The sequence below is a fragment of the Streptomyces sp. NBC_00370 genome, assembly GCF_036084755.1.
GTDB lineage: Bacteria > Actinomycetota > Actinomycetes > Streptomycetales > Streptomycetaceae > Streptomyces.
Genome location: NZ_CP107968.1, coordinates 8,405,592 through 8,418,741 on the forward strand (window position 1 = coordinate 8,405,592; position 13,150 = coordinate 8,418,741).

13 protein-coding genes are annotated in these 13,150 nt (G+C 70.4%); 9 read left to right on the top strand and 4 right to left on the bottom strand.

Annotated features, from left to right (window positions below; genetic code table 11):
* Positions 1-6 precede the first annotated feature (6 nt).
* The 6 genes from OHS57_RS36730 to OHS57_RS36755 all read left to right on the top strand — a co-directional run bounded on the left by OHS57_RS36730 (position 7) and on the right by OHS57_RS36755 (position 8,863).
* Positions 7-807, top strand: coding sequence for a sugar phosphate isomerase/epimerase family protein (locus tag OHS57_RS36730; protein WP_042001981.1), 801 nt, complete (start codon positions 7-9; stop codon positions 805-807).
* Between the two features lie 23 nt (positions 808-830).
* A complete protein-coding gene (locus tag OHS57_RS36735; protein WP_328585249.1) occupies positions 831-2,180 on the top strand; it encodes an MGH1-like glycoside hydrolase domain-containing protein in 1,350 nt (449 codons plus the stop codon).
* Positions 2,177-4,132 (top strand): amylo-alpha-1,6-glucosidase, encoded by a 1,956-nt coding sequence (locus tag OHS57_RS36740; protein ID WP_328584824.1) that lies wholly within the window; start codon positions 2,177-2,179, stop codon positions 4,130-4,132. Before OHS57_RS36735 ends, OHS57_RS36740 begins: the two co-directional genes overlap by 4 nt.
* 456 nt (positions 4,133-4,588) lie before the next feature.
* Positions 4,589-5,281: a hypothetical protein gene (locus tag OHS57_RS36745; protein ID WP_328584825.1), complete on the top strand. Its 693-nt coding sequence runs from the start codon at positions 4,589-4,591 to the stop codon at positions 5,279-5,281.
* Complete coding sequence (locus tag OHS57_RS36750; RefSeq protein ID WP_042001990.1) at positions 5,278-6,039, top strand: hypothetical protein; 762 nt, start codon at positions 5,278-5,280, stop codon at positions 6,037-6,039. Before OHS57_RS36745 ends, OHS57_RS36750 begins: the two co-directional genes overlap by 4 nt.
* A gap of 82 nt (positions 6,040-6,121) precedes the next feature.
* Positions 6,122-8,863 (top strand): CHAT domain-containing protein, encoded by a 2,742-nt coding sequence (locus OHS57_RS36755; RefSeq protein ID WP_328584826.1) that lies wholly within the window; start codon positions 6,122-6,124, stop codon positions 8,861-8,863.
* 17 nt (positions 8,864-8,880) lie between these two features.
* Here the strand turns inward: OHS57_RS36755 and OHS57_RS36760 are convergent, their stop codons facing one another.
* From OHS57_RS36760 to OHS57_RS36770, 3 genes are read right to left on the bottom strand one after another with little or no spacing between them, the layout of a single operon-like run.
* Positions 8,881-9,084 carry a hypothetical protein gene (locus OHS57_RS36760; protein ID WP_042001992.1) on the bottom strand — a complete coding sequence of 68 codons (204 nt, stop codon included), beginning with the start codon at positions 9,082-9,084 and terminating at the stop codon, positions 8,881-8,883.
* Positions 9,085-9,101: 17 nt separating this feature from the next.
* Positions 9,102-9,788 carry a DUF6338 family protein gene (locus tag OHS57_RS36765; RefSeq protein WP_328584827.1) on the bottom strand — a complete coding sequence of 229 codons (687 nt, stop codon included), beginning with the start codon at positions 9,786-9,788 and terminating at the stop codon, positions 9,102-9,104.
* The gene (locus tag OHS57_RS36770; protein WP_328584828.1) at positions 9,788-10,213 is read right to left on the bottom strand and encodes a hypothetical protein; all 426 of its coding nucleotides are present in this window, start codon (positions 10,211-10,213) and stop codon (positions 9,788-9,790) included. The genes OHS57_RS36765 and OHS57_RS36770 overlap by 1 nt, the downstream gene beginning before the upstream one ends.
* 334 nt (positions 10,214-10,547) lie before the next feature.
* Here OHS57_RS36770 and OHS57_RS36775 point away from each other — a divergent pair, with 334 nt between their 5' ends.
* Positions 10,548-10,997, top strand: a complete 450-nt coding sequence (locus OHS57_RS36775; protein WP_328584829.1) for a hypothetical protein — start codon at positions 10,548-10,550, stop codon at positions 10,995-10,997.
* Positions 10,998-11,257: 260 nt separating this feature from the next.
* Here the strand turns inward: OHS57_RS36775 and OHS57_RS36780 are convergent, their stop codons facing one another.
* Positions 11,258-11,926, bottom strand: a complete 669-nt coding sequence (locus OHS57_RS36780; protein ID WP_328584830.1) for a CGNR zinc finger domain-containing protein — start codon at positions 11,924-11,926, stop codon at positions 11,258-11,260.
* Positions 11,927-11,983: 57 nt separating this feature from the next.
* Here OHS57_RS36780 and OHS57_RS36785 point away from each other — a divergent pair, with 57 nt between their 5' ends.
* Together OHS57_RS36785 and OHS57_RS36790 are read left to right on the top strand one after the other, a co-directional pair.
* Positions 11,984-12,763, top strand: a complete 780-nt coding sequence (locus OHS57_RS36785) for an AzlC family ABC transporter permease (RefSeq protein ID WP_328584831.1) — start codon at positions 11,984-11,986, stop codon at positions 12,761-12,763.
* Positions 12,760-13,068, top strand: a complete 309-nt coding sequence (locus OHS57_RS36790) for an AzlD domain-containing protein (protein ID WP_328584832.1) — start codon at positions 12,760-12,762, stop codon at positions 13,066-13,068. Before OHS57_RS36785 ends, OHS57_RS36790 begins: the two co-directional genes overlap by 4 nt.
* Positions 13,069-13,150 lie beyond the last annotated feature (82 nt).

A 13,150-nucleotide genomic window follows, 5' to 3' on the forward strand; every position in this document is an offset into this window, starting at 1 on the left:
TCTCTGATGCTCAAGACCGCTTGCCAGGAGCAGTTGCTGCCCGGGGACACCCTCCAGGAGAAGTGGGAGTTCGCGACGGCCGCCGGGTTCGACGCCATCGAACTGCGCGCCCGAGGCGACCTCCACTTCGAGAGCCGGCTGCCCGAGCTGCGCCAGGCCCTCGCCGACGGTGTGGTCATGCCGACCGTTTGCGTGGACATGCTCCACTTCTTCGGTGCCTTCGACGCGGACCTGCGCCGCGACGCGATCGTCCAGATGAAGTCCCAGCTCACCGTGATCGCCGAGCTGGGCGGGCTCGGTGCCCAGACACCCGCGTCCTACGGGATGTTCTCCACGCGTCTGCCGCCGTTCCAGCCGCCGCGCGGCGCCGAGGAGGAGCGCACGGTGCTGCTGGAGGGACTCACCGAACTCGGCGAGCACGCACGGCGCGAGGGAGTGTCCCTGTTCCTCGAACCGCTCAACCGGTACGAGGACCACATGGTCAACCGGCTGGAGCAGGCGGCCGAGTTGATCCGTGCCGTCGGCCTCGACTCGGTGAAGATCGGCATCGACAGCTATCACATGAACATCGAGGAGAGCGATCCCGCTGCCGCGATCATCGCCGCCGCGCCCTACATCGGACACGCGCAGGTCAGCGACTCCAACCGGTTCCAGCCCGGCGCCGGGCACCTCGACTGGCCGGCCTGGCTCGGCGCTCTGCACGCCGTCGGCTACGACGGCTACCTCGCCGCCGAATGCAGGCTCACCGGCGACCCCGTCGAGGCCGTCCGCTCCATCCCCGCCTTCCTCCACAGGTCCGGCGCGTGACGACGCCCCTCTCCGGCACACTCATGACAACCCCCGCACACCCACTCACCGGTACGGAACTGCGCACCCTGCGCAACGAGGCGGCCCGTGTCCTGTTCACCAACTGGACAGGCACCTCCACCGTCCCCTCGGCCACGCTCTACCCGCACCAGTGGAGCTGGGACTCCGCCTTCATCGCGATCGGGCTACGCCATCTCTCCCCGCGCAGAGCCCAGTTGGAGCTGGAGACACTGCTGGGCGCGCAGTGGCACGACGGTCGCGTCCCGCACATCGTCTTCAACCCCTCGGTCCCGCTCGACTCGTACTTCCCGAGCCCGGACTTCTGGCGCTCGTCCACGGCAGGTGCCGAAGCGGGGGCGCCGCGCGGGGTCGAGACCTCGGGCATCGTGCAACCGCCGGTCCACGCCCTGGCCGCCCGGCTCGTCCACGAGGCCGACCCGGACGCCTCGCGTCGCCGGAACTTCCTGCGCCGGATCTACCCCAAGCTGACAGCGTGGCACGCCTACCTCATGGAGAACCGGGACATCGGGCGGCACGGTCTGGTGTCGGTGATCCACCCGTGGGAGCCCGGTATGGACAACAGCCCTTGCTGGGACGGTCCGTTGTCCCGCGTCGAGCCGGCTCCCGCCTCCTCGTTCCGTCGCGCCGACCTCGTCCACTCGGATGCGGCGGACCGGCCGACGGACCTGGACTACGGGCGCTACGTCCGCCTCGCGGCGACCTACCGGAACAACGGCTACCGGGACGCCGGAACACCTCACCCGTTCGTGGTCGAAGACCCGGGCTTCAACGCGCTGCTCATCGCCTCCGAACACGCACTCGCCGCCATCGCCGAAACGCTCGGCGAAGACCCCCGCCCCCACCGGGCACGCGCCGAAAAGCTGACGACGGCCCTGGTGAACCGGTTGTGGAGCCCGCAGGACGAGCTGTTCCTCTGCTACGACGTCCGGGCAGGCGGCCTGATCGACGCGAAGAGCGTGACGGGCCTGCTGCCCCTGCTGGTCCCCGGACTGCCCGACGACATCGCGAAGGCGCTGCAACGCACCGCGGCCGGGGAGCACTTCGGGCTCGGCTCCACGACCGCGCTCGTCCCCAGCTACGACCTGCGGGGGCAGGCCTACGACCCGGCACGCTACTGGCGCGGCCCCGCCTGGTTCAACATCAACTGGGTCGTCGAGCGCGGACTGCGCCAGTACGGTGCCCTCCACAGCGCCGACACGCTGACCCGGGCCGTCCTCGCCTCGTCCGCCGCATCGGGATTCGCCGAGTACGTGGACCCGCGCACCGGCCAGGCGCGCGGCACGACCAGTTTCAGCTGGACAGCGGCCGTCGTCCTCGATCTGCTGGGCCGCACCATGGAGGAAGACCGATGACACAACAGGGTCGGCTGCTGGTGCACGCGGGCACGTTCGCCGTCCTCGATGCCCAGGGGGACGCGCACGGCGGTCACGGGACCACCCCGGACGGCCTGTTCGTCTACGACGGCAGGCATCTGAGCCGCTGGGAGCTGAGCATCGACGGCGCCGCACCTCAAACACTGGTGGCGGCAGGACAGGACGAGGACACCACTGCCGTACTGACTCCTGCCGGCACCCGGGACGAGCCGCCCCGTTGCACTCTCTTCCGGCAACAGACCCTGCGCGAAGGGGTTCTGACGGAACAGATCCATGTCCTGAGCAACGTCGCCCACACCACGGACATACTGATCACCCTCCACGTCGACGTGGACTTCGCCGACCAGTTCGAGCTGCGCACCGACCGCCGCACCTACCCGAAACCGGGAGCCACCCGAACGGTCACCGACAGCCGCGACGGCGTCACCTTTGCCTACTTGCGCGAGGCATGGCACGCGACAACGGTGATCACGGCACAGCCTGCACCCGTCATCACGGCGCCAACGCCCGAGGGCACGTCCAGGCTGCTCAGCTGGCAACTCACCCTCCCCGGACACGGCAGCGCGGACCTCACCGTGACAGTCGCGCCCCGGGCGGGCGGCACCGACCGTACGGACGACCGAGCACCCACCCGAAGCACGGCCGGCCACGGCCGAAACCGCCCAGCCGCAGGGGAGTTGGCCCACGAGCAAGCGCTCACCACGCCTGGCGCCCACCCGGACCTGGCCCGTGCCTGCTCCCAAGGTCTCACCGACCTCGACCGGCTACGCGTCCCGGCCACCGGCCCGGACGGTGAGACCCTGTACGTGCCGGGAGCGGGTGTGCCGTGGTTCCTGACGTTGTTCGGCCGCGACTCGCTGCTGACCTCGTACTTCGCCCTGCCCTACCGGCCGGGACTCGCCAACGCCACACTCCTCGCGCTCGCGGCGACACAGGCGACGGCGTACGACGCCGGCCGGATCGCCGAGCCCGGGAAGATCGTCCACGAGATCCGGCACGGTGAACTCGCCCACTTCGGCCAGGTCCCGTACGGCCGTTACTACGGCTCCGTCGACAGCACCCCGCTCTTTCTCGTGCTGCTCCACGCCTATGTCGACCGGACGGCTGACACCGCACTCGCCCTCCAGCTGGAGCGGCACGCCCGCGCGGCCGTGGAGTGGATGTTCCGCGACGGCGGGCTCGACGGCGCCGGCTATCTCGTCTACGAGGCCGACGAGAAGGGCCTCCTCAACCAGAACTGGAAGGACTCCGCCGGCGCCATCTGCTTCGCCGACGGAACCCAGGCATCCGGCGCCATCGCCGCGGCGGAAGTACAGGGTTACGCCTACGACGCGCTCCGCCGCACCGCGGCTCTGGCACGAACGGTATGGCAGGACACGACGTATGCCGACCGACTGGAGTCCGCGGCGACCCGACTGCGCGAGCGGTTCCGCGACGACTTCTGGATGCCGGCCCGGAACTTCCCCGCGCTCGCCCTGGACGGCGACGGGCGGCAGGCCGACGCGCTTGCCTCGGACGCCGGGCATCTGCTGTGGTCGGGCATCCTGGACACCGACGACGCCCGAGCGGTCGGCCGACGCCTGCTCGAACCCGACTTCTTCTCCGGCTGGGGCATCCGCACCCTGGCGGCCGGCCAGACGTCGTACCACCCCCTGTCGTACCACCGCGGCAGCATCTGGCCGCACGACAACGCGGTCATCGTCCTGGGGATGGCGCGCAGCGGCCTGCACGACGAGGCCGCGGCAGTGACCGGGGGCCTGCTCGACGTCGCGGCCCAGCACGGTCATCGGCTGCCCGAGGTCATCTCCGGCTACGGACGTGAGGAGGCGCAGCGCGCCGTCCCCTACCCGCACGCCAACTCCCCCCAGGCGTGGGCAGCGGCGACCCCCCTCGCTCTGCTCACGGCGTCGGCCGGGCGTACGGAATCCTGACGTTCCGTACGCCCGCCGCCGCTCGCGGCGGCCAGGGCGGTTGCCTCTCTGGTCCGGTATCGAATCAAGGCTCTTTCCCTTCACGGATTGTCGGCAGAGCCGTCAGCGGACCTGTCGGTCTAGGTGACTCATGCCGACACGAAGGGCGCTGGCTGTGTTGTAGGCGTCGATCCGGGTCGAAGCGGTAGTCCCCACGGCCGGAGACGGTCTGCCCGAGGCGCGGACCGCCTTGAGGGTGAGCTCCTGGTATTCCGGCTGCGGGGGCCGTGAGCGGGGCGCGGCCTCGGCCCTGGGGGTGACCCGGTTTCGGGCCGTTACACGCGACGGAAAGCGGTGTGACCGAGATGCTGATTGGGGAAATCCGTTGATGCCGCGTCACCGGCGCCGTTACTCTGGGGCATCGATCTGTTGCACCACGTGCGCGGATTGAACGGACCCCTGGAGGGTGGCGCGCGGATGTCGGTCGACGGAAACCTGGGCAAGGCGTTGCGGTTCTGGGAACAGGGGCGCGAGTACGAGGACGCAGGCCGGTTGGTGCTTGCCAGCCGCTCGTACACCCGCGGTCTGGGCAGCTTCCTCTCGTACGTGAAACTCGCCCGCACGCCGGAACTGGCGCCCGCCTACTACGCGTTCGGTTCCCTCGGCAGGGAGACCGCCCGGCTGTTGATCGAAGCGAGCCCGCGCGATGCGGTGCGCAACGCCCGGATGGCATTGGCCGCCTCGCACCTCGCGGACCCCTCCGGAGGGCAGCTTCCGCGGATCGAAGGGGCGGTGCGGGACGACCGTCATCCGCCGCTCTACCAGCTCACGCTGGGCTCGCGGGGACCGGAACTCACCCCGGAGACACGGATCGCGGGCGCGGCCGACGCGCGGGATCTGCTGGCCTCCCTGCTCGGATCGGATGCCACATGGCACGGTGCCCGGAACCTTTGGCCAATCGGCAGCGGCCCGCGGCTGGGACCGGGTCCGGTCGGCTATTGGAAGGAGAAGCAGCGCTTCATGCAGGCGACGATGCCCAGCTGTGCGGGGTTCGACAGCTCCGGGGAGCGTGACCGGTTGACGGCAGAGGCGGCGGCCATCCACGCCGAACTGCACAGGCTCGCCGTGGGATTCAAGGCGGGGAAGGACCCGAAGCGAGGTGCGGAATGAGCCGCCGGGACGTGCGAGCTTCCCTGCAGCCCGCGCTCGCCGCCTGGCGGCAGGCGCGAGTCGCCGCCGACGGTTTCGACGCGCGGCGTACCGGCCTCGCCTATCACCTTGCGGTCAACCGCCTGCACTGGCATGTCGATTTGCTCAGGACCGGCCCCCGCCCCCAGGCTGAGGTCCGGGACGAAGTGAGCGCAGCGTGCCACGCGTTGACAGTCCTGAGCCAGGAGTCCATCGCGGCGGCCACGGTTCTGGGAGCCCATCGGTACGCTGTGATCCACTCACGCATCGCCCTCGCCGCCGGGCACCTCGCTGATCCCACGCACGGCGATCCCGCGCACGTCGTCCGGGAGCTGGAAGGGCCCGCGCTCGAGCGTTTCGACCCGCACGGGATCGGTGACGTCACCCCGGCGGAGCGAATCGCGAGCGCCGCCGACGTCCGCATGGTCATGGCCCGCATGATCGCCGAACACCCGCCCGCCGCAGGTGTCAGGGGTAGACGGTGGCTGGTCACGGAAGACGCCGGCACCGGAATCGCCGCCGCCTACCGAGACCGGCGCGCCTTCCGCAGAGCCGTACTGCCTAGTTGTGCAGGCCTGGACGCGGTGGGGGAGGCGATACGACTCGGTTCTGAAAGTGTTGCGCTACGTGCCGCACTGGCCCGCCGTACGACCGGTCGCTCCGCGGAATACGAGAGCGCCCGGCAGGAGCTGGTGGTGCTCTCTGGCAGGCTCGGCGTGCCGACGCCGGCCGTGGAGTGAGGCACCGTTGTCACAGTGGGCTCAGGCATTCGGTGCTCTGGGCGCGGTGGTCATGGTGGCTTTCGGCTGCGCGAACTGGCGCTTGCCCTTTCTGGAAAGGTACCGGCTGGGCGGTTTCGGCATCGGCATGCTGACCTGGGTACTGGCCCGCTTCGACGCCCCCGCGGGTGGCCCGCCATGGTGGTACGAGGCGGCGGGCAGTTGCGCCATGCTCCTCGCCGGTGCTTCCGGCGTGGTCCGGTCATTCCGTCGGCTCCGCACGAAGGACGAGATCGAGGACGACGGGCCGCTCCGTGCGGCCGAAGGCGACGCGGCCCTGCGGCACTACTTCAAGGCCGATCGCACGTCGTCCCTCGACTCGGCCATCGACAACTACCGCGCTGCGGTGCGTGCGAGCGTCGGCACCCCGGCGCTCATACGTCACCATGCACACCTGCTGAGGTCATTGCGTATCCGCTACGAGCGGCTGCGCGATCGGGCCGATCTCGACGAGGCCGTCCACCTCGGCCGCCGGGTGCGTACTGCCACCGGACCAACACCCCACCGAGCCTTGCTGCTGACCGAGTTGAGTACGGCGCTGCGACTGCGCCACGACGACACGGGCGCCTCCGACGACCTGGCCGAGGCACGCGAGTGCGGCGCGGCGGCCGTCGCACTGCTCCACCCCCGGCACCTCCTCTTTCCTTTGTGCAGCTCTCGGCTCAGTTCCGTGATGCTCAGCTCCTACGAGTACACCCGCGACCCGCACCATCTCGACGAGGCCCTCGGCTGCCTGCGGCGGGGGCTCGTCTCGGCGGGCGAGCGTGGTTACACACGCACGGCCGACGAGATCCGGCTGTGTTTCCTGCTCACGGAAAGAGGCAGGCGGACCGGGAGGGGCGGCGACCTGGCCGAGGCCGTTGCCGTCGGTAGCCGCACGCTGGACCGGATCGCGCCGGGGGACGCCCTGTATCCGTCGTGCCTGCACCATGTCTCGGTCGCCGTCCGAGCCGGCCATGAAGCCGCCGAACAGAGGCCTGCGCCCCGGCCGCCGGCGGGCAGGCCGCACCGCACCTACCGGATCACCAGCCATCGGCCCCGTCTGGAATGGGCCGAGCATCTCGCCCGGGAGGGACTGCTCGTCCTGGCGGACGAGGATCCCGAACAGGCGCGTCACCGCCTCAACCACGCCCTGGTCCTGTACGCACAGCACCGTGCGCATCCGGTGCCGGGCCTGCTCGACCAGGCCTTGGCGGCAGCACGTTCAGCGGCACGGCATCCGACGGCCGACCTGCCGACGCGGATCCGGGCGGGGCTCGTCTGGGGCGACATCGCGACCGCCGAGAGCCGCCCCCCGGAGGCCGTCGAAGCGTACGAGACCGTCATTGGGCTGCTGCCGCGCCTTGCCTCGCACGAGTTGGCGCGCGCCGACCAGGAGGAACAGATCGCCCGCAGGCCGGGTGTCGCCGCGGCGGCGGCCACCAGCGCCCTGATGGCGGGCGAGCCCGCCAGAGCAGCTGCCCTCCTGGAGCACGGCCGCGGCATGCTGCTTTCCCGCACACTCGCCCTGCGTACCGACGCAACCGCGATGCGTGTGGCGCACCCGGCACTCGCGGCCGAACTGGAAGAAGCACGCCGGGAGTTGACGGCACCCGTATGCGACAGTGATCCGGAGGTTCGGCGCACGACCCGGCGGGCACAGGAGGCGCGCTGGGAACAGTTGCTGACGAGGATCAACGACCAGCCCGGGTTCGAGGACTTCGCCAGACCCCCGACGGCCGAGCAGTTGCGTACGCAGGGCGCTGACGGCCCACTGATTTACCTCACGGCCACGGCACGGGGCTCCAGCGCCGTCGTCGTCACCGCGCGGGACATCCGCGCGGTCCCCCTGAACATCACACCGGACGACGTAGAACGGCAGGTGGGGGTATTGCGGAGCTGCTTCGCGCCCGGAACCATCCACCGCGTCGACGCCCAGGGTCCGGCATTCGACGTCCTGGGCTGGATGTGGGACGAGCTCGTCGCCCCCGCACTGTCCGTGGCTGACCTCGCCGCCGCACCCGGCCGGGATCTGCCGCGTGTGTGGTGGGTCCCCACCGGCATGCTTACGGCACTGCCGTTGCACGCGGCCGGCCATCACCGCGACGGTGGACCTGCTCTCCTGGACCGGGCGGTCTCCTCGTACACACCGACCGTGCGGGCCCTGGCCGCCGCCCGTACCCGCTCCGGTGCCACAGTGCCGGACGGGAGCCGCCTTGTCGTGTCGGTGCCCTCGGCGCCGGGGACCATCACGCTGCCGTCCGCTGTCGAAGAGGCGGACCTCGCGCGGGCGGCCGCTCCCGCCGCTGTAACAGTACTGACCGACGCGGCCGCCACCCGCGAGCGAGTTCTGGCGGAGCTGCCGCAGCACATGTGGGCACACTTCGCCTGCCACGCCGTCACCGATCCGAGCGCACCCTCGCGCAGCGGTCTGCTGCTCCACGATCACCTCGACACACCGCTCACGGTCGCCGACGTCTCCGCGTTGGATTTGCGCGGCTCGCGGCTGGCGTATCTCTCCGCCTGCGAGACGGCGGTGGTCGGGCCGCGCCATCTGGACGAGGCGATCCACCTCGCTTCCGCCTTCCAGCTCGCCGGGTTCGCGCATGTCATCGCGACGCTGTGGCAGGTGCCCGACTTGGGTGCGTTCCACCTGGCGAAGGCGATGTACGCGACGTTCGGAGAAGCGGCGCGAAGCGGCGGCGAGGTGGCACGAGTCGTCCACGAGGTGAACCGGCGGGGCCGCGACACGTTGTCCCCGAAGCTGCCAGGAGTGTGGGCGGCGCTGATGCACGTGGGCCCCTGAACCGCCGCCCACGAGGGTCACTCGTCGTCGGACGACTGGGCTACCGGCTCCGGAGCCGAGAGGGCCTCATGCGCGGGAGCGTTCGATGCGCTCGCGGGGTCCGACGGAGCCACCGCGGGCTCGGTGACGTCGTCCACCGGGGTGTGACCCCGGCCCGCGACACCGCCGGGGAGCTGCAACTCCCGCTCGAACGGGGTGAGGTCGTGGTCGCTGATGCCCATTGGCTCACCTGTTCCGCTCAGTTGCCGTCCGGGGCGGGCGAGCCGTCCCGGGTGGTGCCGTCGTCGGGTGCTGCCGGGGGCGGCAGCAGGATCTCGAGTACGTCGGTGTCGGCGGCGCGTATGTAGAGCCCACCGGTCTGTTCGATCCTGCGGTGGAAGGTGCCGTCCGGCCGCATCAGCCACGCCGATTCCAGGTAGAGCTCCGTCGGGTGCGGATACGACGTGGCGTACGAGCGCGTGCCGTACCATCCGCCGATCCACACCCCGTCCCGCAGCCGCAACCGCACGAAGCACGAGCCGCGCTCCTGGAACAGCCGGTCCCATGCGGTGGGCGTGGCGCGAAAGCGCACCGTGCGCACCCTGCGCCGCTGCAAGAAGGTGACACCGGCCGCAGCGGCTGCCGGTGCGGCCACGAAGAGGCCCAGGACGAGTAGTCCAGCGAGCCTCGGCTCCTTGCTGAGATAGGACTGGCCGTCCGTGCCGACGCCCCTGATCACGCGGGTCAAGTAAGGTCCGGCGGCGATGAGGTAGAACGCGTCGAGCATCACCGACGCTGCGAGCGCCCGCATCACACGCTCGCCGAGATTGCGCTCCCCGGGTACCGGACCGCGCCAGTGCTCTCGGAGGAACTGGTAGGTGATCCCGGGCAGTACGACCATCACGAGCAGGGCCAACTGTACGACCGTGGAAGGTGCTTGTCCCATCACACACCGCCCGGTCCGATATCGGGGTCCCGTGCCATCCGCTCGGTGCCGACGGCGGCCGCAGTCAGTGCTCCAAGGACCGCGATGGCAGACACCGTGACCCACGGCTTCCGGTCCGCCACCCACGCACCGATGGCCTGCTGCCGTACGTTCAGCTCGACCAGCAGTGCCGCCCCACCGGCCCAAGCGCCGGCGAGCACGGTCCGGCGGGCCGTCGTCAGCTTCGCGAGGAGCAAGGCTCCGGCCCCCAGAGCTGAGACCGCGCAGCCCAGCACCGCCGGGTCGCTTCCCAGGCCGAGCATCAGCCCACCGGTCATGACAAGGGCGGCGACACACAAGCGAGTACGGCGTTGCCGGCCACGTCGCAGTGCGGCGCCCGCGGCGACAATCACCAGCAGATCACCGACGAAGAGATACGCGTCCACGCCGCTCCCGTCCCTGCACCGGCTGTTCGTATCGCGTAGCTCAGCGTACGGCAGCGAGCCTGTTCGCGCGGCAGGTTGTCGCGCCGATACAGCGATACGAGAAAGGGCGGCGCGACCGTCCTATCCGGCCCGGCCATGGCCGGGTGCACCAAGGACGAGTCGGATGCCGGCAGGGTCCGGCTCGCGAGGATCCTCCGCACGGCGGCGGAAGCGCTGCGTGCGCGTTACCCACTCAGACCTTGGCGGGATGGGAGGTGGGGCCCTTCAGGCGATCATTCCAGGGATCTTGGTGCTGAAGTGACACGAGGGCCGTCGAGCGGGGCACACGATGGACATGACTGAGCAACCACCATCGGAGCACAACAGTCCGGACCTTGCCCACCGCCGGCCGGCGCATGTGGACGACGCCACCGTGAAGGCCTTGGGAACGCTGTCCGAGGCTCTTGAGACGGTCGAGCGGGCCCGCGGGCATCTCTACTCGTTCCATCAGCTCACCGGCGGTGCCGATCTTGCCTTGGGAGAGGCCGTGACACAGCTGCGTGCGGCCGGCCACCGAGAGCAGGCGGATGCGGTGGAGCGTGAGATTGTGGGCCGCAACGTCATCCCCGGGCATTGGACCTTTCAGATCGTCGAGGAGTACAACCCGACCTACTACCGGCCGTTCGTGGAGACAGAGAAGCGGCTCCGGGAAGAACTTGTCGAAGGCCGCGAGCATCTGTACGAAGCGGAGATGAAAGAGCGTCGCCGAACACACGGCCACCCTGAGCACGGAGCCAGGCCGTGACGGTAAGGGTTGGTGAATCCTGTTTCTGCTCTGAGGACAGGGAACTGGCGGCCCTGCAGGAGGAAGAGATCGCTCTTCGCGGCCAGGTTGTCGCCGACACATCCGATGTGACGGGGGACGCCGCCACTCTCGTTCGGGTGTCCTACGCACAGGCGCTTCACGGTGCCGAACTGCGGCCGAGCGCGAAGTCCCGTACCCGCCGGCGGGGTTCGGCCCGCCGGCGTGCGTGCTGAGGCAGGGCCATCGCAGCTGTACCGCCGTCAACGGGCTCGTTGGGTACGGGAGTAGTGCCGCCGGGCCCGGTCCCGGTTGCCGCAGTCGCCGGAGCTGCACCAGCGCCGGGTCCCGCTGCGACTGCCGTCCAGGAAGAACCAGCCGCAGCCGGGGCCTTCGCAGCGCCGGATCCGGGCGAGAGACGTGCCCGCGAGCAAGTCCTCCGCGCTGAGGGCGAGTATGTTCAGCAGATCTCCGAACCTGGTCATACCGAGCTGCCAGCGCAACGGAAAGTCCGGCGCCAGCTCCGCTTCCTCCCGGGCCCGCAGGATCGTCCGGCGCAGGGAGCGCCATTCCGCCGACGGCGGCGACTCTCCGTCCACGAGGGCGTCCAAAACGGTGGACAGCACTGCGCGGAAGTCCGCCAGCGCAGCCCGCTCGGCTCCGGCCCGCACTGAGTCCCGCGGCTGTTCGGCGGTGGCCGTGACCAGCGGCCCGCACTGATCGTCGTCGAGCACCCCTGCCCGCACGGCCCAGCGGAGCCACCCTTCGTCGCCTGTCACGCGTTCGACGCGCCGGCTGTCGTCCGTGCGCCACGCGACGGTGTTGGCGAAGTCCAGCGCCGGGTGGCCGCCGACGAGGGACGTCCCCGCATCGGCGGTGTGCGCGCTGCGGCCTGCCCTGGACACGCCGGTTCCGCTCTGCTCTGTCGTCACTGCACCATTCTATCTCTCTAACACCCATAACCGCTTATGACTGTTAGAGTAGCCGTCATGGGTACCGCTCAGCCGGCCCGTACCGGCTCAACTCCGCGTCAGAGCTTCCGTTCCGGACTCACCCTCGGGTCAGGGATGGCGGCGGCCTCTTTCCTGCTCGCCATCAGCTTCGGCGCGATCACCCAGACCTTGGGCTGGGGCCCGGTTGCCGCCGTGGTCTGCTCGCTCACGGTCTTTTCCGGATCGGCCCAGTTCGCGCTGGTGGCGGCGCTCGGCTCGGGCGGCAGCGCCCTTACGGCGGTCACGGCCGCCGCCCTGATCAACAGCCGGTTCCTGCCCATGGGCATCGCGGTCGCCGGCGATCTGCGCGGCGGCCGTCTGCGCAAGGCCCTGGAGGGTCAGGCGGTCGTGGACGGTTCCTGGGCGGCCGCCTATCGAGGAGGTGGCCGGTTCGACCGCCACTTGCTCTTCGGCGCGAGCGCCGTTCAGTGGCCGGCGTGGGTCGCCGGCACCGCGCTGGGGGTCGCCCTCGCGCCGGATCCGGAGCTGCTGCACACCCTGGGGCTCGACGTCCTGACACCGGCGCTGTTCGTGTTGCTCTTGATGGACGAGCTGGCGAGGGAACGGGCCAACCGGCTGCCGGCCGCGCTCGGCGCCGCCATCGCCGCAGGACTGCTTCTCGTCCTGCCGGCGGGACCCGCGCTGATCGGCGCGGCGTTCGCGGCTCTGATCGCCCTCGTCAAACGCCCGCCCCGCCGTTCCGGCCCCGGCTCGGAGTCGCACTCCGGCTCCCACTCCGCATCCGAATCCGACCGCAGCAGGGAGGCCGCGTCATGACACCGTGGCTCGCCATCGGCGCTGTCGCGCTCATCAGCTTCGCCTTCAAGGCAGTCGGCCCCGCGGTCCTCGGCGACCGCGAACTGCCCCCGCGCGCCCGCTCGGTGATCGCGCTCCTGGCGCCCGCGCTGCTCGCCGCGTTCGTCGTGGTGAACGTCGTAGGCGCGGGATGGCGCGACCTGGACCCGACCATGGTTGCCGGACTCGCCGCCGTACCCGCACTGCGGCTGTGCAGGGCACCGCTGCCGGTGGCGATCCTGGGCGCCGTCGTCGTGACGGCGCTCCTGCGGCTGGTCACCGGGTGAGGGCATAAGGGGAGACGTCCACCCCCTCAAGGACCACACGACGTTCGGCCGCGCGCAGCAGCGCCACCCCCGGCGCGACATC

Bases quoted from the DNA above. Each gene is read 5' to 3' on its own strand.
- OHS57_RS36750 (WP_042001990.1), top strand. From the start codon at position 5,278: ATGAGCCGCCGGGACGTGCGAGCTTCCCTGCAGCCCGCGCTCGCCGCC.
- OHS57_RS36775 (WP_328584829.1), top strand. From the start codon at position 10,548: ATGACTGAGCAACCACCATCGGAGCACAACAGTCCGGACCTTGCCCAC.
- OHS57_RS36740 (WP_328584824.1), top strand. From the start codon at position 2,177: ATGACACAACAGGGTCGGCTGCTGGTGCACGCGGGCACGTTCGCCGTC.
- OHS57_RS36765 (WP_328584827.1), bottom strand. From the start codon at position 9,788: ATGGGACAAGCACCTTCCACGGTCGTACAGTTGGCCCTGCTCGTGATG.
- OHS57_RS36730 (WP_042001981.1), top strand. From the start codon at position 7: ATGCTCAAGACCGCTTGCCAGGAGCAGTTGCTGCCCGGGGACACCCTC.
- OHS57_RS36790 (WP_328584832.1), top strand. From the start codon at position 12,760: ATGACACCGTGGCTCGCCATCGGCGCTGTCGCGCTCATCAGCTTCGCC.
- OHS57_RS36735 (WP_328585249.1), top strand. From the start codon at position 831: ATGACAACCCCCGCACACCCACTCACCGGTACGGAACTGCGCACCCTG.
- OHS57_RS36745 (WP_328584825.1), top strand. From the start codon at position 4,589: ATGTCGGTCGACGGAAACCTGGGCAAGGCGTTGCGGTTCTGGGAACAG.
- OHS57_RS36785 (WP_328584831.1), top strand. From the start codon at position 11,984: ATGGGTACCGCTCAGCCGGCCCGTACCGGCTCAACTCCGCGTCAGAGC.
- OHS57_RS36760 (WP_042001992.1), bottom strand. From the start codon at position 9,084: ATGGGCATCAGCGACCACGACCTCACCCCGTTCGAGCGGGAGTTGCAG.